The following is a 20828-nucleotide window of genomic DNA, read 5'->3' on the forward strand; positions in this document are numbered from 1 at the left end:
ATCCAGCAAAGCCAGTCGATCAGGTGCCCCGCGACGCCTCAGACGTGCCGGGCCGGGGCACCAGGACCACCACCGCAGTTTCGGACGACCGCCGCGCAGCGTAGCCGTCCAGGTTCTTGTCGATCTCACGCCAGCGGGCCCACAGCCGCGACCGTTCGTCGCCTGTCGCAGCATGACCACGCACCGGCCGCGGCCCGTCGACCAGGTCAACGGTCGCGTCCGGGTGCGCCTGCAGATTGAGCCACCAGGCCGGCTCGGGCTCCCCCCACCCGTTCATGGCCAGCGAGACCAGATTCGCGCCGTCCTCGAAGTACCCGAGGATCACGCTGCGCTGCTGGCCGGTGCGACGCCCGACGGTGGTCAGGCGCAGCATTCCGTACCGGTTGCCGCGCGGACGCGACAGTCCGACCCGGCCGCCGGATCGCCGGAACACGCCCCGATGAGCCGACCAGAACAGCCGAATGAACCAACGGGGCGGCAACCACGGCTTCTTGGCAGGGCGCAGGTCCGACTCGGTCACTCCTCCATCGTATCGGCCGCTGTCACGCACGAACGGCAGCCAGCGGCAGGCCGGTGGACACCGCACCACAGGGTCGCGCCGTACTCGTCGGCCACCACGGTGGCCTTGATCGTGTTCTGTTTCGCCTTGCCCGACACGAACGCCTTCCGCCCGGGCCGGCCGACGCGTGGCCGGCGGACCCGGATCTCCGTGGCATCCATCCGCAGTGTGACGCCTTCGGCGGCGGCGTAGGCGAACACGTCCGCCAGGGTGTGCAGCCGGATCCCGCTGGGACGGGCGAACCCGCGACGGGCCAGCAGTGGACGGACCTGCCCGATCGCCCGGGTCACGGTCGAGCGATCCACCCCGAACGCCGCGGCTAGGGCTTCGTGCGGCACGCCCAGCCGCAGATGGGAGAGGGTGATCACCAACCGGTCGGTGAACCGCAGGACCAGACGACGGCCGGCACCGGGAGCCCGCCGCCGGTGACCGCCCCGACGGGCATACAGCCGGCCCTCACGCCCGGCCAGCCACACCACACGCAGCTCAGTCCGTAACAGGTGTAGATGCCGGCGGGAGATCCCGGTGAACGCGGGATGGCTGAACACACGACGAGCCCACCGGATCGACACCCGAAGATCATCACCCACGCCGGACCGACGCCACCGACCGTCCTAATGCGCACGAAGTCGTAAGGGCGTGCAGATGATTAACACGCTGGTTTGATCTCTGATAGGGGTGTGGTTTCCCCGTCGGCGAGGAATGCGACGAGGTCTGCTGGCGCGGGGAACCGGGCCGTCGATGGTGTGATGACGTATCCGTGCTGTTCCAGGAGTGGGCGGGTCTGCTGAACGGCGATGGTGATCGTCTTTCGGTCCACGTTGAACAGCTCAGCCAGGACCGCTTGTGTGCAGAGTCTGCGCAGGTAGAGCACGGTGGCCAGGATGCGGTCGGCGTCACTGAGCTTGACAGGCGGCCCTGCTCCCATAGCGCGGCGGCGTACGGCGCCGCGCCGCACGTACCGGTTCTGCTCACGCTGTCGTGCTTGGGATTCGGCTAACCGGGTGGCCATGTCGTTGAGCTGTTATCGGGGCATGCCGGTCAGTTCCGGGTGGGACAGCAGGGCCCTGTCAGGGGCGTTGTCCGTGGGCCCGTCCTGGCGCGCAGACGGTGGCGGGGACTGCTCGTCGTGGGGGCGAAGGGTGTAGTTCCAGTCGCCGTGGAAGCGGTGTCGGGTGATCGGCAGCGCGGCGATCTGCGCGTCACTGATTTCGACTCCGGTGGGGTAGGCGGCGGTGTCGGGTTCGGCTTGCACTTTCAGACCGGCGCGGGTGGTGGTGGCCGCGATGGACTGCACGATGACTTCGTGGCTGGTCAGCGGCCTGCCGCGCCAGTTCATCGTGATGTGGCTAAACAGCCGGTGCTCGATCTTGTTCCATTTCGAGGTCACCGGCGGCAGATGGCACACCGTGATGTGAAGTCCGGTCTCTGCGGCCAGGGCCGCGAGTTCGGTCTTCCACGCCCGGGTGCGGTGACCGTTGGAGCCGCCCGCGTCGGCGGCGATCAGCAGCCTTCGGGCATTCGGGTAGTCGCTTGTGCCGCGGGCGGACCACCAGCGGCGGATCGAGGCGACCGCGAACGCGGCAGTGTCGTGATCGCAGCCGACGTTGACCCAGCCGGCGTTCGCGGTCACGTCATAGATCCCGTACGGAATCGCTTTGCCGGTCTCCCGGTCGGGAAAGTCGTGCGTCTTGACCTGGACGGGCTCACCCACTGGCTGCCACTCCGGCCCACCGTTTTTGAACTCGCCAACCAGTTCCTTCTTCTTCGTATCCACGCTGATCACCGGATCACCGGTGCCCTCGTGGTCCGTGACCTGCTCGTTGAGATAGCGGAACTGGGCATCCCGGTCCGGATGCTGCTTGCCCTCGATCGTCTTGGCGTTGGCCTGCAGGCTGAAGCCCTCCGCGCGCAGCACGTCGGCCACCGTGTCGGCGCAGATCTGCCAGCCCTGCCCGGTCAGCTCGTCGGCGAGCTTGCGGGTCGACTTGGTCGTCCAGCGCAGCGGCGACATCGGGTCACCCCGCATGTCCGGCTCGACCAACGCCAGCAACGCGAGCCGCAACCCCGGATCAAGATCGACCAGCCGTTTCCGGCCCCCGCCCGCCCGACGGGTCCTACCCAACGGCTCCTCGCCTGAGTCCAGATCGGACACTCTCCGTGACACCGTACGCTCCGCGACCCCGGCGGCCCTGGCCACCAGCTTGATCCCGCCATGGCCCAGGATCCGGGCCTCGGCTCCCATCAGCAGACGACGCTGCCGCTCATCCAGATGCGGGAACAACACCCGGAACTTCGCAGCCAGCACCCCCTCGGTCTCCGCCATTACGCCCATACCACATCAAACAGCGCCCACGCGGGAAATCGCTACTTATTTCTCTGCACGCCCTAAATCCGGCCCGTGCAGGTTTCTGCCGAAGACTTGAAGCCCATCGTCCAGGGTGGCGAGACCGGCGAGGGCCATCACGCCACCAGTCGTCGATCGGGTGAGGGCGCCTGCGTTTTCCCGAAGGGTTTCGCTGCAGCATTACGCGATCTGCCGGGCGCGTATGGGAATTAACCCTCTAAATGCTTGACGCGTTGGCGGCTGTGGTCAGAACCTCGGGGTGGGCGACTGTTGGGAGGGCGAGTGCCAGAATCAGTGACAACAGTCGGGCGCGCTGCTGGTGGCGGTCACGGCTCAGCACGATCACGTGCTCGTCTGTCTACGTGGTGCCGGCGAGACGGCCGTGGGTCCCGGTGCCGCGCGGCCCTTGGTCACACACACCGCGCCCGGGGCCGGTGAATTACACCCGTCATGAATCGTCAGGTAAATGTGGGCAAGTAGGGAGGGCACCTTGATCAGAAGCTTGCGTCGGATCTGTGCGAGGATCGCACTGACCGGCACGGTACTGGCTGGCACGCTATTCACCACCGGGAGCGCGGCCCAAGCCGGATGCGGAACCGTCCTTGACTGGTACCTCAATAACGGAGTGCTGGGCGCCACCCACTGGCAGATGTGTTATGAACCACCCAAGTGGGAGGCGATCCCAATGCTGGTCTCGATTGAGAGATTCGACAAAGCCGAGGGTACTGTGCCTGAGCGATGGGTTACTGTCGCGCGGGGTCGCGGCGACATCAGCTACACCTGCCAGGCTAGAGGCGCAAGCACCTTCCGGTTAACGCCTAGCGGCAAGACCGCCATCTTCGGCTGTTACTAATCCCTCAACGGCTCGGTGGTCGGGCCAGCAAGGCAGCGACCACCGGCCGTGATCGGTACGTCGTCAGATCTGTTTCCACGCTCGGGAAGTGTGATGACTGGAAAAGCTCACCGGCGGACCGCGCTACTCACGGCTACGGCAGCGATCGCGGCCCTCCTCCCCGCATCGGCAGCCATCGCTGCGACGCCAGAACCGCCGCTGCGACTCGTCGCCACCGGTGCGGTGACCGTCGAACGGCAGGAGGGCGAAGCGGTCAGGCTGGACCCGGGAACGCACGTGCTGGCCGGAGACGCTCCGTTCGAGGTGCGGGCGACGCGAGCCACGTACGCCAAGCCGATCGTCGCCACACAACTTGTCCACATGGGCGGTAAGCAGCGGAAGGTCACGCTTCCGCCAGGCCTGCTGAGCGACTTCGCGGGCTTCCCCGCGTTCATCCACCTGTCTGTGACGGATGCGGCAGGAAACCTGGTGGCCGATCGTGATGAGACCTTCTGTCCCAACGGCGATGCGGCGCGGACTCGTCCCGACGCCCCGGCCACGTCGCCCTACCCCAACCGCTGCGCGTCGTTCGCACCGTTCGCGTTGGGCGCGGTGTGGGGAATCCAGGCCGGATGGAGCGTACGGACAGCACCACGGTGGATCACACCCCTCTTCCTCCACGACGGCACCTACACGGCGGTGGTGTCGATCAACCAGCCCTACCGCGACCTATTCGGATTCCCGCCGGACCGATGGTCGGCAACGGTCCAGGTGACAGTACGGACGGTCACCGCTTTTGGTGTGACGGCGACGCCACACTCCCACTCACACGCCTCGTTGACGCCGGCCGGACAACGGCCGACCGGCACTCTCAGCGTCCCCGACGGACCGAGGCCGGACCTGCGCCCGCTACCCGCCTTCGCGATCTACACACCCTACGGCCTAGAGCGTGACTACCTGAACTTCGCCGCGACCGTCTGGGTCGCCGGCACATCACCGCTGGTCGTCGACGGCTTCCGCCGGCCCGACCAGGACGTGATGGACGCCTACCAGTACTTCTACGACACCCGCGGCAGGCAGGTCGGATACGCCCCGGTCGGCACCATGCAGTGGGACCCCCGCGACGGCCACCACCACTGGCACTTCACCGACTTCGCCCAGTACCGGCTCCTCAACGCGGACAAGAGCATCGCCGTCCGCAGCGGCAAAGAAGCCTTCTGCCTGGCCAACACCGACCCAATCGACTACACACTGCCACACGCCAACTGGCACCCCGACAACACCGACCTGCACACGTCGTGCGGCAACGCATCCGCACTCGCCGTACGGCAGGCACTCCACATCGGCAACGGCGACACCTACCACCAGGACCTGCCCGGTCAGAGCTTCGACATCACCGACCTGCCCAACGGCACCTACTACATCGAGATCGCCGCCAACCCCGACCACACACTCCACGAGCAGAACACCACCAACAACACCTCACACCGCGAAATCATCATCGGCGGCACCCCCGGAAACCGCACAGTGCACGTCCCTCCACATGGAATCGTCGACGGATGACGTCGACCAAGACCGCCTGGTGATCTTGCGGGGCCATAGGTACATGATCGGCACGCCTTCTCAGTTCCAGGTCCGCGTCATCTGACCAGCGCGGGGGGCGCCACGGCGCCCCCGCAGCGGTCCAGCTCGTCTCACATCCACCCTTCCAGCCATATCGGCGGACGTGATGCTCGGATCGGGCCTTGCGGCCGGTCAAGAAGACGTGGGCCGCGGCTCTGAGAGCGGTGCGAATCTGCGTGATCACGCGGCCGGGCGCAACTGCATGATCACGCAGCCTAGGACACGAATCGGCAAAGGGTCGTGACTGTCCACTCGACGCCTGATTGCATGATGCCACAAACGACGGCGTGGAACGGAAGGGGACTCGATGGCGGGCTACCACCGCACCCGGTTTGCGGTCTGCGGCGCGATCCTTCTCATCCTGGTCATGGCGGCGCCCGCGTCGGCCGCGGACGTGGCCGGCCGTGTCCCCGGGACACCAGAGCAGGTCGCCGACGAGCCGGATCCGACCACACGCCCGACTATGCCGCCGCGCAGTCCGGCAGCGCTTCCCACGCCGATCAGCACGGTCACGGCGCCACCGGAGTGGTCGCCGGCCCGGTGCGCCACCGGGGCGATCACCGACGTCCGGGCGGACCGGGACGAGTCCGGCGCGCCGAGGTTGTGGATATCGGGGTGGATCCAGCCCTGCGCCGACGCCGCAAGCACCAACGGGTTCACCGTCGTCCGGTTCTACGGCGGCACAGGTGTGCGCAGCCGCGGCCCCGTGCCGTACCAGTCGATGTCCGGGCCGACCCCCTTCACATTCCAGATCAGCGGTATCCGCCTCAATCTGGCTCCCGACATGACGGCGCTCTGCGTCGCATACGCCGTCGATGGGCGGGTAGCTTGCCTCGGCGTCGACGCCGGCGGTCCGGGCGAGCTGCCGGTCGCCGCGCCCATCCCGACGGACGACCCGCGGGTCCTCGGCCCGGTGTCCCGGGAGCATGACTACACGCCCGACCCGACGTGCGGGACCTGCCTGTGACCCCGCGCGAGCAGAGCGAGCGCAGACCGGCCCAGCCTTCGCTGATCGGCTGGGGCGCGTCACCCGACGCGGACCTGGTCTACCGCCGGCTCGTCACGTTCGGCAGGGCCACCGCAGGCGAGCTCCTCCGCGAGCTGGGCATGCCCCGCCAGCGGATCACCCAGGCCCTGGACCACCTGGCCGCTCTCGGTTTCGCCGTCGCCCGCCGGTCGCCGGCCCAGGCGGGCGTCGTCTGGGTGCCGCGAGCCACTGCGGAGGCGCGCCGCACCACCCCACCCCCGCCGGCCGCCGACACGGGGAGGCGCGAGACCGTCCCCGAGGTGGCCGCGCAAGCCGTACGTCTGGGGGAGGGGCTGCGGCACCTTCAGACACGGGCCGCGAGCCGCGCCCGGCTGGCCGAACTCGTCGCGGTCGCCCGGCACGAGCACCTAGCCATGCACCCCGAGCCGCGCTTCGACGCCGAGGCCGCAAAACCGGCCGTCGCCATGGACCGCACGCTCCTCGAGCGAGGCGTCGCCATGCGGGTGCTCGGCGTCCAGCCCGCCACCCCGGACCCGATGTCCCCGTACGGGCGGACGCCGGCCGACCCACGGCCCGCCTACCGCGAGATGCCGTCCGTACCAATGAAGCTCTTCGTGGTGGACCGGAAGGTAGCCCTCTTCCCGGTGGCGCCGACCGACGTCAACCTCGGCTACCTGGAGGTCACCCAACCGCCTGTCGTGGCCGCACTCGTGGCACTGTTCGAGCGGCACTGGGCGGCCAGCCGCGCCGCACAGGAGTACACGATGCCCCGGATCACCCTCAGCCCCCGCGAGCACACGCTGATCGGACTGCTGGCACAGGGCCACACCGACGTCTCCGCCGCGCGCGAGCTGCGAATCAGCACCCGCACGGTCTCCACGATCATCCGGTCCCTCATGAACCGGCTAGGCGTGGACAACCGCTTCCAGCTCGGGCTCGCCATCGGCGCCCGGCACCTCGCCGCGCCGCCGCCGAAGCCCAAGGGCTGAGCCGGTCGCAAGGGTGACGTGGTCGCACTCTCCCAGCCGCCTTACCAGATCGGCACGCAGGTCAACGATACCCTCATGTGCCACTTCTGGAGTGGCACGAACAGCGGCCACCCATCTCGATGGTCCAAGGCGAAACCTCTATAGATTTGGTCATCGTCACCGGCGGGCCGACGGTCCAGTAGTAGGCGTCGGCGTCGAGGTCCACGACCGCTCCATACCGGGGTTCAACCACGTCCAGAGCACGTTGAGCCCTCGGCGAAGATCTGCCAGCGACAGCACTGCTGCGTCGGTCATGAGCACAGCTTGCGTACCGCGCACGGGATGCGCTGGACGCGCTCGGCTGCAACGCCTGATTGACGAGCGCCCAGACGTACCGCCGTGGCGCATCAAGCAGGCTGCGGGACGACTTTGCCGATGTCAGGATGTCGCCGCTCTCAGCGACGTCGTGGTGAGATGGCTAACAACCACAGGAAGGGGGAATCACTGGTGTCCACCTATCCCGTGCTGATGCACACCGCGCTGGATGCGACCGATGCCCGCGCTCTGGCCGAGTTCTACCGCGAACTGCTGGGCCTCCAGTGCCGCCCTGGTGACGAACCTCCGACGGATGGCAGCGTCGACGACGAAGACTGGCTGGTCCTGGTCGACGGCCACGGCAACCGTGTGCTCGCCTTTCAAGAAGTCCACACGCTGTCGCGACCGACTTGGCCTGCGCACGACGTTCCCAAGCAGATGCACCTCGACTTTTGCGTGCCCACGGTCGACGAACTGGAGCGACACCGTCGGCGAGCCGAGGATCTCGGAGCGATCGTGCTCCTAGACCGCACCGAGAAGCGCGAAGAGCCCCTCTACGTTCTCGCCGACCCGGCAAGACACCCGTTCTGCATTCTCGTGGGCTCGCAGTAGACACGCACGTATTTGCCGCGATGCGCGCGGCGGCTCGGGCGCCAAGGCAGTCACCCTCAGTTATCACGACCGGACAGTGATAGTCGTTGAAGTGGATGGCCGGATCGACGGCACGGCGGCGGACCTCCGGGATCCATCGTTGAGCGTCGTTGGGACCTGTGCACGTTCGGGCGTACCCGGTTGGGCAGGTTGATCCGTCACGCCGACACCTGCGGCGGCGACGAGCCGCCAGCACTGGCCGTGGTTCCACTGGCAGATAAATCCCAACAGAGCCGACGAGGTCGGGCGTAGCATCGCCGGCTGTGCGAGCCGACGAAAACCGCGACCTTCGGCAGCTCTTGTCGCTGTTGGACAAGGTCGACACCTGGCGCGAGATGACCGCCAGCCCCAGCGTTGCCTGGCAGGTCCAGCCGGGCAGTCCCCTAGCGGGCGATGACGCCAAGACCGACCCGTACCAGGTCTCGCACAGCGCCTGGCACGCACTGACGGTCGCCGTCGACCACATGCAGTGCCTGCGGTCATCGGTGGTCAGCGAACTGACCGACCGTTCGGCCTCGGTCTCCATCCACACCCACGCCCAGTCCTCGCTCATCCGTGGTGCCTTCGAGAACGGCGCTCGCGCTGTCTAGATGCTGGGGCCGGCGACTCGGCTGGCCCGCGTGACACGTCGGCTATCCCTGTAGGCCAAAGAGGTTCGCCACTCGGCAAGGTTGCGCGAACTGGTTGGACAGCCCGGTGCTCAGACCGTCGAACAGCGTGAGCGGCAGCTCCTCGACCTGGTGATCAAGGCGGGTGTTGAACCGGACGACGCGAAGAAGGCACTGCGGTCGACGCAGTACTCCGACATCGTCAAGGCCGCCGGTGACCTCACCACCCTCGGCGCGGACCTCGCCGAAGTCGTATGGAGCGGATGCAGTTCCCTCGCCCACGGCGATATCACCGGAACAATCGGCCTGCTCGACAAGGAGATCGTTGAACGCGTAGGCGACGTTAACCATGTCCGGATCACGGGTTCGGTCAGCGGCCTCTACTGGTGCACGATCGCGTCCTTCGTGGTCATCAAATGCGGCTTCGACCTCTTCAAGGTGCGTTCCACTGCTCCGTACAGCGGCATCTTGACGATTCTAGGCAGGGTGCAGGCGGAGGGATTCGAACCCCTTCAGCGCAAGCAACCGGGTTACAGCCGGCCCCGACTCTCCAACGTCGACGCGCCCGCGTGGTGGCCGGAACTCCGGCCTTCGCCTGGGTGCCCAGCCTGGGTACCAGGGTGTGGCGGAGAGGGTGGGATTCGAACCCACGAGGGGGCGACCCCTGCGCCGCTTCCAACGGCGCTTCCGTAGCCGGCCGGCCTCTCCGTGGCTTCGGCACCTGGACTCGAACCAGGACGGGCGGCTCAACAGCCGCTGGGCTGCCAGTCGCCCAATGCCGAGTCGTCGTTGCTCGTGGCGGAGACGGGGCGATTCGAACGCCCACGGGTGTTACCCCAACGGCTTTCGAAACCGATGCTCTATCCCCTGGGCTACGAGGGCGCGAGGACCTAGTCTAGCGACCTGGGGGTTCACCTGGGGTGGCAGGGAGTGGCCCAGGTTCGCCCGCGTCACCCGTACCCCTGTTCGCCCAGCCCAGGACCACACCCGGAGCACACGAGCCGCGGTATGCGACCGGCGGTCGCCACCGTAACCCGCGTTGGCACCGGTTCACCCGGGTTGGTAACCGCTGGAGAGCACACACCGCGCACATCATCGAAGATCAACGACGTTCCGTCCGCATACCTACCGTAGGCGCCGCTACCGGAGAACCACGGAGTTCTCACCCCGGGGTCGCTCGGACCCGCCGCGATTCTGACCATGACGGTCTCGCCAAAGCATCCGCACATGCCGAGTTGAGTGCGTTGGTTTGTCGGACGATGTAGGGGTGTTTCTGTCGGTTCAACGGAAGGCGATTACCGTTCCGATCGCGGCGGTGGCTGGTACGAAGAGCTCTCCGGATGCTGCTCGACCCAGCGGGACCTTGTTGGTCTGGAGGAGGTCCTTCGTCGCGGCTAGGTCGCGGACTTCGACCGTGTAGGCAACGAGGGCGGGCAGTGCCGGTGGTTGCTGTCCGGGCAGAGCCTCGGCGAGGCGGGATGCCTGCACCAGGGTCAGTGTTGCCGCGCCGAGATCGAACACATATCCGCGTCCGTTGGCCTTGGGTGTGCGGTCAAGGTAAGCCTCGTAGCGTGTCCGGACAGCGTCCAACTCAGGGTCGGCGATGCAGAGCGTAGCGTCGACGAGACCGACGGCGCCGTTGGGATGGTCGGCCGCGCGGGAGCTCTGGATTCCGGGATCCAGATCCGCGGCGACGCCGATCCTGCCTTCTGCCTCCACGCCAGGTTGGACGCCGTCGATCTCCAGATATCGGACTGTTTCGACTCGGGGGCCTACTGGGCGTCGCACGGTGTTGACCCCGCCGTGTTTTATCCCGGAGTTCGTGAAACGAGCTGCGGTCGCCTCGATATCGGACGAGGACAGCATCAGGATGTGCAGGCCCTCGTACCGGTCCAGGCAGTCGGACAGGTTCGCGCTGGTGGCGTTGATCCGCTCCATCAGTGATGGCAGCACGCTGGGCGGGGCGTTCAGCGGGACCAGTCGCGCGTCGGCCGGCACTCGACTACCTGCGCCGTCGACGTCGACGACGGTCACCAGTTCGACGAAGTCCTGAGGAAAGTCGGCGTGGGTGTTGGCTGCGCCGAACGGCTCGAGTGTGCCTCCGTCCTGCGGCACCATCGCGGGATAACTCGGCGTGGGCAGCGCGAACCCTAGCCGTCGATACAGCTTGAGCGCGGCGGGCATATCGCGGACCACGTGACCGACGTGGTGCAGGCGGGTGATCTCAGGGGCCATGTCGACCACGCTAGAAGTAGTTTGACCATATGGTCAAGCAACTTTGGGGGTGGGTACCCTGAGACGAATGAGCGCGCAGCACGTGGACGGTAGGCGTCTGCGTTACCAGCACCGGCGGCCCGAACTGCTCGATGCCGTGGTCAACTACGTTCTCGCGCATGGGTTAGCGAATCTGGCGATGCGGCCGTTGGCCGAGGCAGTAGGGGTCAGCCACGGGGCTCTGCTGCACCACTTCGGCACAAAGGAGGCCCTCCTCATCGAGGTGACCGATGTGCTTCGTCAGCGGTTGGCCGACACGGCCGGCCTGGCCGACTCATCCGGCAGCCTGGCCGACCTCGGCTCGTGGTGGCGGCGGTCGACGACCGCAGACCGCCTGCCGGTCTATCGCTTGTTGTTCGAGGTCTTCGCTCAGGCCACACGAGAGCCGGAGCGCTACGAGCGTTTCCTTCAGCAAGCAATGCACGACGCGCTTGGGCTCATGCAGCGACTAGTCCTGGCAGAAGGATGCCCCGGCGAGCAAGCGCCCTTGATCGCGTCAATGATCGTGGCCCAGGCACGCGGCCTGCAACTCGATCTCCTAGCCACCAACGACCGCGAACGCGTCGACCACGCCTTCTCTGTCTTCATCGACCTGATCGACCGCCTAAAGCAAAGCTGGACCAGCGAGCAACCACCAACGCAACCGCACTGACTCCCACCCCCTCGTCCGAGGTCGCTTCGGAGTGTACGCTCATGCCGCCGATCGGGCGTCACGTTGCGTGACAGGCGTCGGGGTAGGGCGAAGCGCTCGGTCGTGTCGATGAGCGGACCGCCCGGTCGGACTCACTCTTGGGGGCCGTCTCCCGTTCGCGCCAAGCGCTCGCGACTCAGATACCGAACCGGCTTGCCGAGTGACTCCGCGTAGGCAATCTCCCGTCGGGTTGACTCACCTAAGTAGGCACCCCTTTATGTCAAGACACCGTTGACAGGCTGGGTTTAGGCTGGCTGGTGGCGGGTCCGGGAAGTGGCTTGTCCGAAGGGCGGATGTCCGGGGTCAGGTCGGTCACGCTGGATTGCAGAGTCGTCCCCGATTGCCCTCCCGGGTCCGCCGCATCTCTCCTCCTCTGGTCGGCGACCATGCGCGCGTAGACCACGTTGGACAACCGCCGTTTGAGGGCGCGCATGGCTTCCATCGAGGTCTTCCCGGCGGCCTTCTTCGCGTCGAAGTAGGCGCGGCCTTCGGTCCGGTTGCGCAGCTGGACCACGGCCATGATGTGCAGCGTGCGGTTGATTCGCCGGTTGCCGGCGCGGGAGAGCCGGTGGCGTTGCTGGTCGCCGGAGGAGGCGTCCAGGGGTGCGGTGCCGTTCCAGGAGGCGAACCGGTCGCGGTCGGCGAACCGGCTGATGTCTCCGACGTCGGCCAGCAGTCGGGCGGCCCCGGCGGGGCCGATACCGTGTAGGTCCATCAGCGTCGAGCCGCGGGCGATCACCAGGGCCTTCAGATCCTTGTCCGCGGCTTTGATCTTCTTGTCGATGCCCTCGAGTTCACCGATGAGCTCGACGGCGAGGCGGCGTATGGTCTTGCCCACGATGTCGCGGGGCTTGACCGTCGCGATCAACGCGCGGGCCTGCGCCGCGGATAGGAACTTCTTCGCCCCGCCGGGCAACAGTTCCAGCAGTAACCGGTGCAGCCGGTTGATGGTCTGGGTACGGGCGCGGCCCAGCTCGTCACGCCGGTCGGCGAGCATGCCCATCACCTGCAGGTCCGCATCGACCTGAACCTGCACCAGATTCGGGCTGCGTAGCGCCACCATCGCCACCGAGTGCGCATCCACCGCATCGGTTTTGCGGCCGTTGCCGGTGGCGAACACCCGCACCTGCGCCGACAGCTTCGCCGGCACGTCCACCACCGTCTCACCGTCGTGGACCAGGCGGTGAGCGATGTGCTTGCCGATGCCGTTGCAGCCCTCCACCGCCCAAACCCGATCCGCATACCTGCGACCGGCCGCGAGCATCTCGGCGTAGCCGGCCTTGTCGGTGCCGTACCTGCCCGTAGCCAGCACCCGGCCGCGTTCGTCGACGACCTCGATGGTGGCCGAACGCTTGTGCGGGTCCATCCCGATGATCACCGCCATCGGCGCCTCCTCATGCTGAACTTGACGACGTTGTCAGCAAGGAGGGCACCGCTACTTCGAGCAGAACAAACCCCTTTCCAGCCACTCCTCGCGCGGCGCCCGGCGAGACCGCAGGCCATGAGAGAGCCACACCAATGACACCGGTGGGCAGCCGCAATGAAGGAGCGTCTCGCCGGGCACCTGGACCGAGTCTGGCCGGACACCGATCCTGGACCAAGTCTCTAAGTAGCCGCAGACCGGGCGTCACAGCGTGTGACGGACGTGCGGTGGCGCTCTGCGCTCGCTCGTGCCGACGACAGTGTGTCTGGACTCGACTGAGATCGCGATGTGGCAGTCGCGAGTGATAGGGCGCGGCTATGCGTGGGGCGGGGTGGCTGTGTTCGCGGCGGGTGTCTGGTCGAACTCGTCGCGGTTGCGGACGATGTCTGCCTGGTGGCCACGGACCCAGTTCACGAGTCCGTCCACGGCCTCGCTCAGTGAGCGGCCGAGTGGCGTCAGGGCATATTCGACCCTCGGGGGTACTTCCGGGTATCCGGTCCTGGTTACCAACCCGTCGCGGGTGAGGGCGCGCAGCGTCTGGCTGAGCATCCGCTGGGAGATGCCGGCGACCTGCTCGTGCAGCGCGGTGAAGCGCAGCGGGCCGGACGCCAGGACCGTGATGGTCAGCAGCGTCCACTTGTCGCCCACCCGCGCCAGCACGTCGCGGACGAGCTCGATCGTCTGGACGCAGTCCGGCGCGACCCCGCGCTGCGCGAGTTCGGTACCACGGATGCTCGTCATGGCTTTGTTCCTCATGCGTCAGTAGCTGACTTCAAAGTGCGTATGGGAGAGCCGGACTAAAACCGGCGGGCGCACGTTTCTTACTGATCGTAACTGACGTGCGGCCACCCCTTCGTGGCCGTGACAACGGGAGGACGGCATGGTCCGGCACGACACCTTCACGATCTCGCGGCACCTCGACGTGCCGCCCGGCGAGGTCTTCATCGCGTTCGCCGACACCGCGATCAGGCGGCGGTGGTTCCGGCTACCCGGCAACGGAGCTTCCTACGAGCACGACTTCCGGGTGGGCGGAGGCGAGACGGCCCGCAGCACCTACACGGGGCTGGACACCGCGCCCGAACGGTTGGAGTACCGGTCAAGATACATCGACATCGCGGGCAGCCACCGGATCGTCTACGGCTACGAGGCGGTCGTCGACGGTGAACTGCGATGGACCTCGCTGGTCACCGTACGGCTCGACGCCGAAACAGACGGTACCTGCCTGGGATGGACCGAACAGGTGACCTTTCTCAGGTACACGGGGGACGGCAGTGCGGACCTCGCGCACCTGCGCGGCGCAAGCGTGCTGCGGCTGAACGGCCTCGACGCGGCGCTGCAATCCGGACGTCGGCATCAGCAACGTCAGTGACAGTCCGTGTCGGATCGAGGGATCACTCCGCGCAGCACAACATTTCCGACCATCAGTAACCATCCGATCAGCAGGAACGGACCAGGCATGACGAACATCGGGATCATCCTCGGCACTACCCGCCCCGGCCGGGTCGGTCACCAGGTGGCCGAGTGGGTCGCCGAGCAGGGCAGCCAGCACGACGGCGTCGACGTCGAGGTGGTGGACATCGAGGACTACGGCCTGCCGATCTTCGACGAGCCGCAGTCACCGCTACTCGGCTCCTACACCCACGCCCACACACAAAAGTGGAGCAACAAGATCGCCGAGTTCGACGGATACGTCTTCGTCACCCCGGAGTACAACCGATCGATCCCCGCGGCGTTGAAGAACGCCATCGACTACCTCTACGGCGAGTGGAACAACAAGGCGGCGGGCTTCGTCTCCTACGGCAGCAACGTCGGCGGCGCACGCGCCGCCGAACACCTGCGCCTCGTCACGGCAGGTCTCCAACTGGCCGGCGTACGCACCCAGGTCAGCCTGTCACTCGCCACCGACTTCACAGCGTTCACCACGTTCACCCCCGGCGACCGCCACAACAGCATGCTCCGCCAGCTCTTCACCGAGGTGACCGCCTGGGCCGACGCGCTCGCACCACTGCGCCGACCCTGACCACACTCAGACCGCTCACGATGACAGTCAGGCCACCGCCCAGGCGATGGCCTGACCCGTCGCGACAGCGTCCGCAAACGGATCCAGCTGCTTGATTGGGCGAGAGATAAACGACGCCCGGATCTGCCGCCGTCCGTGCATGGTGGCTGATCAAGAGCGGTCACCGCGCGGCTCGGACCGCGGGCGTACAGGGCATCGCGGCGGGCACGGCGGTGAGATCCTAGGCGGCGTGGCAGACCTCGACGCCAAGGCGAATCTTCATCGGTACCTGCGGGAGGCGCGCGAGGCGCTGCTCGGGATGACCGGGACCGCTGCCAGGCCGCCGGTGTCCCCGACGAGGTCGCCTTCGCCACGAAGTCCGAGCTGGCCGCCGAGATGATCACCGCAGCCGTCGACGCCGGCGTGCCGGTGGCTTGGGCCGCCGCGGACGAGGCCTACGGCAACAGCAGCGTATTCCGCGCCCACCTGCGCGAACACCAGCTGGGCTATGTCCTGGCCGTGTCCCGCAGCCACCTGGTCCCACTCGGCGGCGGCACGGTCCGCCTCCGGGCTGACCGGGTCGCCGCCGACCTACCCGCCTCGGCGTGGCAGCGCCGCAGCGCTGGAGCCGGGTCGAAAGGGCAACGCTTCTACGACTGGGCCTGGCTGGATGAGGTCACCACCGACGCCGACCCCGACAACGGCGGCCGACACAGCCTCCTGATCCGCCGCAACACCACCACCGGTGAGCTGGCCTTTGCGACGATGATCCGATAGGTAATCTCTCCCTCATGATCGCGTTGCCCCTCGCCTCGCGTTCATGGCAGCTCCGCGCCGCAGCGGCCCTCGCGTCATGTCTCGCGGTCCCTCTTTGGATGGGCCGCCGTGAGGACGGTCGAAGCGGACGGAGGCGTTTGCCGCGTCGACGCCTTGTGGATCCCAGCTACGTTGCCAGATGTGCTGCGGTCCATCCATTTCAACGGGAATGATATGCCATTTGAAGGGGAGTTGAGTGGTTAAAGCCAATCTGACGATTCTGGCCCTGATTATTGGTGCGTTCTTCATTCCACTGAGCCTGCTTGGATGTACAGAGAATGAGGAATCAGGTGGGGAAACAAGGATCTTCGAAATTGACAACACGGAGGAGGTCTTCGGTAAAGCGGATGAACGGGAGGTGACTGTCAGAAAGCATTATATGATTCTGAATCCACCCGAAGATCTAGTAGAACTGAAAGAATTGGTTGAAAAATACAGTAAGGATCACCCGATTGAAGGAGAAGCTAAAGTAACAGAAGGCAAGAGCAGGACTTTTTACATGTACTTCTACAGAGAAAGCGACGATTTGCCAAGAGACTGGCAGCCCGATGAAGGTTACCTGAATACGGATCAGCTAGAGCACCACAAGAACGATCTGATCGCATCAATAACCTGGCCGGATGCCGATCCGCAGAAGAAATACTATTGTTATGACAAAAGCAAGGAAGGGAAGATCCTGAAGCGGATGTATTTTATTGAGGATCGGCTTGTTGAGTGATGCCGATCTAAACAGAGATGCAGCCTTTGCGCCGAAGTGGACCGGCCAGCGGATCACCCGGAAAGCGCCCAGTGCGGCAGCCGCCGTTCGGGATCATGGCTGAAGTTCACGGCTGAATCGTTGTCTGTAGTGGGCTCGCGGGCGCGGGCTTGATGCCGGCGTCGCCAGTGTGACCAGTGCAAACGGTGGGCGAGGTCGCTGGCTGGGCCAACGATGAGGCGTTGATCAGTGGGCGGATTTCGTTGACGGTCAGGTTTGAAGCAGCAACATGCGTACGCAGCCGCGCGAGAATGGCCCCGTCGTGCACGCGGTCACGCACAGCGCGTCGCGCATCGGTGCCCATATCGGTCGAGCCACTAACCACCACATCGAAGGCAACTGGGATCGTTATCTCAGCCTTGTAAAGGTCGGCGATGTCGTACACGAAAGCGCGTTCATGCCCGGTGTGAAAGAACCCGAGACCGGAAGCGGCCCCAAGCGCGACGATGACCGTATGCACGATGCCGTACAGGCAGGCGTGTGCGGCCGACAGTGCTTGGTTGATAGGGTCGCCACCGGCGAAGTCGGCCCGGTCATAGTCGCGGTGCCGCCAGGCAACACCGGTTCGTTCGCCGTGCTCATGGTACGTCCGGCGAACTCGTGCGCCCTCCTTGCCGCGTAGCTGCTGCATCGTGAGGTTGGCGGTGTTCTCGCCCGGGAAGCGCATTGAGTGAGCCTTTTCCAAGCTGATCTTGCAGCTCGTGGCGGGTGCAGGCAGCCCGGACATCGATGAAGACGAGGCTCCAGGTAAGACAGCAGTCGACCAAGATCCGATGCCCCGACCGGGAGCCTCGCCTGTGCCGTCTTACCCCTCCACGATCTCGCTATCCAGCCGAACTCTGAACCTGTACCATGCCAGAACTCGTCGCACATGCTGTGAGCTCGGATTACTCGGCTTGGGCTGATGATCGCCGGTATGGTCGTGCGGTTGCTGTACTTGGCGATAATCCGCCTGTTCAGCGGTTTAGGGTTGCTGATCCGCAGCGACAGGGCGCTGCTGGTCGAGGTCCTCGCGCTGCGGCATGAGGTGGCGGTGCTACGCCGCCAGGTCCGGGACCGGCCGCGGCTGTCCTGGCCGGACCGGGCGATCCGCGCTGGCCCGCCTGCTCCCGCGCAGGATACGGGCGCACCGGATCGCATCCGACGACGTTGCTCGGCTGGCACCGGCGGCTGGTACGACGCCATTGGACCTATCCGAACCGACCCGGCCGGCCACCGGTCAGCGACGAGGTCCGGAACCTGGTGCTGCGGTTGGCCCGGGAGAATCCGCGGTGGGGCCACCGCAGGATCCAGGGCGAACTGCAGCGGCTGGGATATCGGGTCGGGGCGGGCACGATCCGGCGGATCCTGGTCCGTCGGCGCGTCGGCCCACCGCCCCGCCCGCAGGACACCAGCTGGCGAACCTTCCTGCGCAACCAGGCCGCCGGGTTGTTGGCCATCGACTTCGTCCACCTCGACACCATCCTGCTGCGACGCCTGTACCTGCTGGTGGTCATGGAGGTGACCACCCGGCGGGTCCACCTGCTCGGCGTCACCGCGCACCCCACCGGACAGTGGGTGGCCCAGCAAGCCCGCAACCTGACTATGGACATGAGCGAGCGAAGCGACGCCTGGCGATTTCTGATTCGCGACCGCGACGGCAAGTACACCGCCGCCTTCGACCACGTCTTCACCGCCGAAGGCATCACGGTGGTCAAGACGCCACCCCGCACCCCGCGGGCGAACTGCTTCATCGAGCGCTGGGGCCGCAGCCTGCGTGAGGAGTGCACCGACAACCTGCTCATCTACAACGAGCGGCACGCGCTGGCCGTGGCCGGTGAGTACGTCGACCACTTCAACAACCACCGGCCACACCAAGGACGGCAGCAGCGACCGCCCAACCATGACCCGACAGTCGTCATCCCGATGACCATGCCAGTACGGCGCCGACGACGACTCAAAGGGGTCATCAACGAGTACTACCGGGCAGCCTGATGCGGGCCGTTGAACGAGTTTTGGCACGGTACAGGGCGATCCAGGTCTCGGTGCCAGCGCAGCACCGTCTCCGGGCGCACCAACAGCCGCAGGCTGCGAGAGCACACACCGCGCACATCATCGAAGATCAACAACGTTCCGTCCGCATACCTACCGTCGGCGCCGCCGCCGGAGAACCACGGAGCGCTCACCCCGGGGTCGCTCGGACCCCGGGGTGATTCTGACCATGGCGGTCCCCAAGCGTCCGCACATGCCGATGACAGTGCGGTGCCGACCGTCAGAAGTCGAACGACCTCATGTGGGTATTACGCCGATCTGATTGCCATTACCGGGGCATCGTCTGCGCGTCGGGGGTCGGCGGCCGTTGCGCGCGGGGTTTCGATCGGGATTCGTGGGCGCTACCGCAGTTGGTCGCGGCGGCGGGTCAGGTTGGCGGTCTCGGCGGTGTTGCCCGCCAGCTCGATGGCTTTGTCGTAGGCCGCGCGCGACTGCTGACTTTGGCCCAGCCGGCGCAGCAGGTCGGCGCGGGTCGCGTGGTAGGCGTGATAGCCGGCCAGCTTGTCCTCAAGACGGTCGACGGCCGCCAGCGCCACCTCCGGTCCGTCGAGCTCGGCGACCGCGATGGCCCGGTTGAGGGCGACGATCGGCGAGGAGTCGAGGTGGACGAGTTGGTCGTAGAGGGCGACGACCTGGGACCAGTCGGTGTCGCGGATGTCGCGGGCGGAGGTGTGCACGGCGTTGATCGCGGCGAGGATCTGGTAGCGACCCGGAACTACCCCGGCGGCGGCAGCGGCGAGGCGTTCGCGGACCAGTCGGTGGCCCTCGGCGATCAGCGTCGCGTCCCAGGCCCCACGGTCCTGCTCGTCGAGGGTGACCAGTTCGCCGCTGGCCGAGACCCGGGCGGGGCGGCGGGCTTCGGTGAGCAGCATCAGCGCCAGCAGCCCGGCCACCTCACCGTCGTCCGGTAGGAGGGCGCGGATCAGGCGGGTGAGCCGGATCGCCTCGGTGGTCAGGTCGTGACGTACGGGATCGGTGTCGGGGCCGGTGGCCAGGTAGCCCTCGTTGAAGACCAGGAAGAGGACGGTCAGCACGCCGGAGACGCGTGCCGGGAGATCCTCCGCGGCCGGCACCCGATACGGGATGCGAGCCGCCTTGATCTTGGCCTTCGCGCGGGTGATCCGCTGCTCCAAGGTGGTCTCCCGCATCAGGAAGGCGCGGGCGATCTCGGGCACGGTCAGCCCGCCGAGCATGCGCAGTGTCAGCGCCACGCGGGCTTGCATCGCCAGCGCCGGGTGACAGCAGGTGAAGATCAGCCGGAGCCGGTCGTCGTCGATGGCGCCGAGAGGCTCGGGTGGGGTGTTGTCGTACACCAGTTGAGCCTCCTTGTGCTTGTCGTCGCGCTTGTTCTCGCGCCGGATCCGGTCGATGGCCTTGCGGTTGGCGGTGGTAGTCAGCCAGGCGCCGGGGTTGGGGGGCACTCGGTCGGCCGGCCACCGTTCGACGGCGGTCGCGAACGCCTCGGCCGCCGCTTCCTCGGCGACGTCGAGGTCACCGAAGCGCCTGGTCAGGGCGGCGACCACCCGGGCCCACTCCTCGTGGTGGGCCCGGGTGATCGCCTCCTCGACGTCGCTCACAGGAACGGCCGCACCTCGATCTTCCGATCGCAGACCTTCGACGCCTCGGTGGCGAGCTTGAGCGCCACATCCAGATCGGGGGCCTCCCACACCCAGACGCCGGCGAGGTACTCCTTCGACTCCACGAAAGGCCCGTCGCTGAACACCGCCTGCTCGCCCCGGTTGTCGATGACCGTGGCCGCGTCGGTGTCCGCGAGCCCGCCCGCGAAAACCCAATAACCCTCGGCGATCAGCCGTTCGTTGAACGCGCTGATGGCAGGCTGCCTATCCGTGCTGCCGGGATTGCTCTTGTCATCGATCACGGAAACCAGGTACTGCATCTGAAGATCATCTCCTCTGGGTCAAGACACCGTGGTTCGGTGGTCAGGG

At 66.5% G+C, this 20828-nt stretch carries 20 protein-coding genes, 3 tRNA genes and 2 pseudogenes; 11 read left to right on the top strand and 14 right to left on the bottom strand.

From position 1 onward, the window contains the following. Positions 1 to 19 precede the first annotated feature (19 nt). From C1I99_RS04550 to C1I99_RS04560, 3 genes and pseudogenes are all read right to left on the bottom strand, one after another. Positions 20 to 589, bottom strand: coding sequence for a nitroreductase/quinone reductase family protein (locus C1I99_RS04550; protein ID WP_325049190.1), 570 nt, complete (start codon positions 587 to 589; stop codon positions 20 to 22). Beyond that, positions 517 to 1107, bottom strand: a complete 591-nt coding sequence (locus C1I99_RS04555; RefSeq protein WP_158553965.1) for a helix-turn-helix domain-containing protein — start codon at positions 1105 to 1107, stop codon at positions 517 to 519. The genes C1I99_RS04550 and C1I99_RS04555 overlap by 73 nt, the downstream gene beginning before the upstream one ends. Before the next feature lie 101 nt (positions 1108 to 1208). Then, positions 1209 to 2894, bottom strand: a pseudogene (locus C1I99_RS04560) (ISAzo13 family transposase). Positions 2895 to 3981: 1087 nt separating this feature from the next. On the opposite strand from C1I99_RS04560, the gene C1I99_RS04565 reads away from it, so the two are divergent. The 3 genes from C1I99_RS04565 (at position 3982) to C1I99_RS04575 (ending at position 7338) form a co-directional block, all read left to right on the top strand. Next, positions 3982 to 5301, top strand: coding sequence for a lysyl oxidase family protein (locus C1I99_RS04565; protein WP_233512325.1), 1320 nt, complete (start codon positions 3982 to 3984; stop codon positions 5299 to 5301). A 367-nt stretch (positions 5302 to 5668) separates the two neighbouring features. Then, complete coding sequence (locus tag C1I99_RS04570) at positions 5669 to 6328, top strand: hypothetical protein (RefSeq protein ID WP_111132882.1); 660 nt, start codon at positions 5669 to 5671, stop codon at positions 6326 to 6328. Further along, on the top strand, positions 6310 to 7338 hold the full coding sequence (locus C1I99_RS04575; RefSeq protein ID WP_111132883.1) for a LuxR C-terminal-related transcriptional regulator: 1029 nt from the start codon (positions 6310 to 6312) through the stop codon (positions 7336 to 7338). The genes C1I99_RS04570 and C1I99_RS04575 overlap by 19 nt, the downstream gene beginning before the upstream one ends. A gap of 156 nt (positions 7339 to 7494) precedes the next feature. On the opposite strand, the gene C1I99_RS33735 is transcribed toward C1I99_RS04575, so the two are convergent. Then, on the bottom strand, positions 7495 to 7632 hold the full coding sequence (locus tag C1I99_RS33735; protein WP_233512326.1) for a hypothetical protein: 138 nt from the start codon (positions 7630 to 7632) through the stop codon (positions 7495 to 7497). Between the two features lie 192 nt (positions 7633 to 7824). Here C1I99_RS33735 and C1I99_RS04580 point away from each other — a divergent pair, with 192 nt between their 5' ends. Beyond that, positions 7825 to 8244 (top strand): VOC family protein, encoded by a 420-nt coding sequence (locus C1I99_RS04580; protein WP_111132884.1) that lies wholly within the window; start codon positions 7825 to 7827, stop codon positions 8242 to 8244. A 302-nt stretch (positions 8245 to 8546) separates the two neighbouring features. Then, complete coding sequence (locus C1I99_RS04585) at positions 8547 to 8873, top strand: hypothetical protein (protein WP_111132885.1); 327 nt, start codon at positions 8547 to 8549, stop codon at positions 8871 to 8873. 42 nt (positions 8874 to 8915) lie between these two features. Here C1I99_RS04585 and C1I99_RS32570 read toward each other — a convergent pair whose 3' ends face one another. From C1I99_RS32570 to C1I99_RS04595, 5 genes are all read right to left on the bottom strand, one after another. After that, positions 8916 to 9242, bottom strand: a complete 327-nt coding sequence (locus C1I99_RS32570; protein WP_111132886.1) for a hypothetical protein — start codon at positions 9240 to 9242, stop codon at positions 8916 to 8918. A 136-nt stretch (positions 9243 to 9378) separates the two neighbouring features. Further along, a tRNA-Tyr gene (locus C1I99_RS32575) sits at positions 9379 to 9460 on the bottom strand. 54 nt (positions 9461 to 9514) lie between these two features. Continuing rightward, positions 9515 to 9599: transfer RNA gene (locus tag C1I99_RS32580), tRNA-OTHER, on the bottom strand. A 1-nt stretch (position 9600) separates the two neighbouring features. After that, positions 9601 to 9674: transfer RNA gene (locus C1I99_RS32585), tRNA-OTHER, on the bottom strand. A gap of 498 nt (positions 9675 to 10172) precedes the next feature. Continuing rightward, the gene (locus tag C1I99_RS04595; RefSeq protein ID WP_111132914.1) at positions 10173 to 11126 is read right to left on the bottom strand and encodes a VOC family protein; all 954 of its coding nucleotides are present in this window, start codon (positions 11124 to 11126) and stop codon (positions 10173 to 10175) included. A gap of 67 nt (positions 11127 to 11193) precedes the next feature. Here C1I99_RS04595 and C1I99_RS04600 point away from each other — a divergent pair, with 67 nt between their 5' ends. Then, a complete protein-coding gene (locus C1I99_RS04600; RefSeq protein ID WP_111132887.1) occupies positions 11194 to 11817 on the top strand; it encodes a TetR/AcrR family transcriptional regulator in 624 nt (207 codons plus the stop codon). A gap of 259 nt (positions 11818 to 12076) precedes the next feature. Here the strand turns inward: C1I99_RS04600 and C1I99_RS04605 are convergent, their stop codons facing one another. Both C1I99_RS04605 and C1I99_RS04610 read right to left on the bottom strand, forming a co-directional pair. After that, the gene (locus C1I99_RS04605; RefSeq protein WP_111132888.1) at positions 12077 to 13240 is read right to left on the bottom strand and encodes an IS110 family RNA-guided transposase; all 1164 of its coding nucleotides are present in this window, start codon (positions 13238 to 13240) and stop codon (positions 12077 to 12079) included. A 354-nt stretch (positions 13241 to 13594) separates the two neighbouring features. Then, on the bottom strand, positions 13595 to 14020 hold the full coding sequence (locus tag C1I99_RS04610) for a winged helix-turn-helix transcriptional regulator (protein ID WP_111132889.1): 426 nt from the start codon (positions 14018 to 14020) through the stop codon (positions 13595 to 13597). Positions 14021 to 14159: 139 nt separating this feature from the next. Here C1I99_RS04610 and C1I99_RS04615 point away from each other — a divergent pair, with 139 nt between their 5' ends. The 4 genes and pseudogenes from C1I99_RS04615 (at position 14160) to C1I99_RS32225 (ending at position 16812) form a co-directional block, all read left to right on the top strand. Next, the gene (locus C1I99_RS04615) at positions 14160 to 14648 is read left to right on the top strand and encodes an SRPBCC domain-containing protein (RefSeq protein WP_111132890.1); all 489 of its coding nucleotides are present in this window, start codon (positions 14160 to 14162) and stop codon (positions 14646 to 14648) included. Between the two features lie 87 nt (positions 14649 to 14735). Beyond that, positions 14736 to 15299 (top strand): NADPH-dependent FMN reductase, encoded by a 564-nt coding sequence (locus C1I99_RS04620; protein WP_111132891.1) that lies wholly within the window; start codon positions 14736 to 14738, stop codon positions 15297 to 15299. A gap of 357 nt (positions 15300 to 15656) precedes the next feature. After that, positions 15657 to 16055 (top strand): annotated as a pseudogene (locus C1I99_RS33740) (transposase); the annotation flags it as partial. 235 nt (positions 16056 to 16290) lie between these two features. After that, positions 16291 to 16812, top strand: coding sequence for a hypothetical protein (locus C1I99_RS32225; RefSeq protein WP_146603889.1), 522 nt, complete (start codon positions 16291 to 16293; stop codon positions 16810 to 16812). 106 nt (positions 16813 to 16918) lie between these two features. Here C1I99_RS32225 and cas1 read toward each other — a convergent pair whose 3' ends face one another. Continuing rightward, on the bottom strand, positions 16919 to 17578 hold the full coding sequence (gene cas1, locus C1I99_RS04630) for a CRISPR-associated endonuclease Cas1 (protein WP_111132893.1): 660 nt from the start codon (positions 17576 to 17578) through the stop codon (positions 16919 to 16921). Between the two features lie 422 nt (positions 17579 to 18000). Here cas1 and C1I99_RS04635 point away from each other — a divergent pair, with 422 nt between their 5' ends. Beyond that, positions 18001 to 18825, top strand: coding sequence for an integrase core domain-containing protein (locus C1I99_RS04635; protein WP_233512327.1), 825 nt, complete (start codon positions 18001 to 18003; stop codon positions 18823 to 18825). A gap of 398 nt (positions 18826 to 19223) precedes the next feature. On the opposite strand, the gene C1I99_RS04640 is transcribed toward C1I99_RS04635, so the two are convergent. Both C1I99_RS04640 and C1I99_RS04645 read right to left on the bottom strand, forming a co-directional pair. Continuing rightward, positions 19224 to 20459: an RNA polymerase sigma factor gene (locus C1I99_RS04640; RefSeq protein ID WP_111132894.1), complete on the bottom strand. Its 1236-nt coding sequence runs from the start codon at positions 20457 to 20459 to the stop codon at positions 19224 to 19226. After that, a complete protein-coding gene (locus C1I99_RS04645; RefSeq protein ID WP_111132895.1) occupies positions 20456 to 20779 on the bottom strand; it encodes a YciI family protein in 324 nt (107 codons plus the stop codon). Before C1I99_RS04645 ends, C1I99_RS04640 begins: the two co-directional genes overlap by 4 nt. Positions 20780 to 20828 lie beyond the last annotated feature (49 nt).

Source organism: Micromonospora deserti (assembly GCF_003236335.1).
Classification (GTDB): domain Bacteria; phylum Actinomycetota; class Actinomycetes; order Mycobacteriales; family Micromonosporaceae; genus Micromonospora; species Micromonospora deserti.

Coding starts and splice junctions, on each gene's coding strand:
- C1I99_RS04570 (WP_111132882.1), top strand. CDS start 5,669: ATGGCGGGCTACCACCGCACCCGGTTTGCGGTCTGCGGCGCGATCCTT.
- C1I99_RS33735 (WP_233512326.1), bottom strand. CDS start 7,632: ATGACCGACGCAGCAGTGCTGTCGCTGGCAGATCTTCGCCGAGGGCTC.
- C1I99_RS32570 (WP_111132886.1), bottom strand. CDS start 9,242: ATGGTTAACGTCGCCTACGCGTTCAACGATCTCCTTGTCGAGCAGGCC.
- C1I99_RS04595 (WP_111132914.1), bottom strand. CDS start 11,126: ATGGCCCCTGAGATCACCCGCCTGCACCACGTCGGTCACGTGGTCCGC.
- C1I99_RS04600 (WP_111132887.1), top strand. CDS start 11,194: ATGAGCGCGCAGCACGTGGACGGTAGGCGTCTGCGTTACCAGCACCGG.
- C1I99_RS04605 (WP_111132888.1), bottom strand. CDS start 13,240: ATGGCGGTGATCATCGGGATGGACCCGCACAAGCGTTCGGCCACCATC.
- C1I99_RS04610 (WP_111132889.1), bottom strand. CDS start 14,020: ATGACGAGCATCCGTGGTACCGAACTCGCGCAGCGCGGGGTCGCGCCG.
- C1I99_RS04615 (WP_111132890.1), top strand. CDS start 14,160: ATGGTCCGGCACGACACCTTCACGATCTCGCGGCACCTCGACGTGCCG.
- C1I99_RS04620 (WP_111132891.1), top strand. CDS start 14,736: ATGACGAACATCGGGATCATCCTCGGCACTACCCGCCCCGGCCGGGTC.
- cas1 (WP_111132893.1), bottom strand. CDS start 17,578: ATGTCCGGGCTGCCTGCACCCGCCACGAGCTGCAAGATCAGCTTGGAA.
- C1I99_RS04645 (WP_111132895.1), bottom strand. CDS start 20,779: ATGCAGTACCTGGTTTCCGTGATCGATGACAAGAGCAATCCCGGCAGC.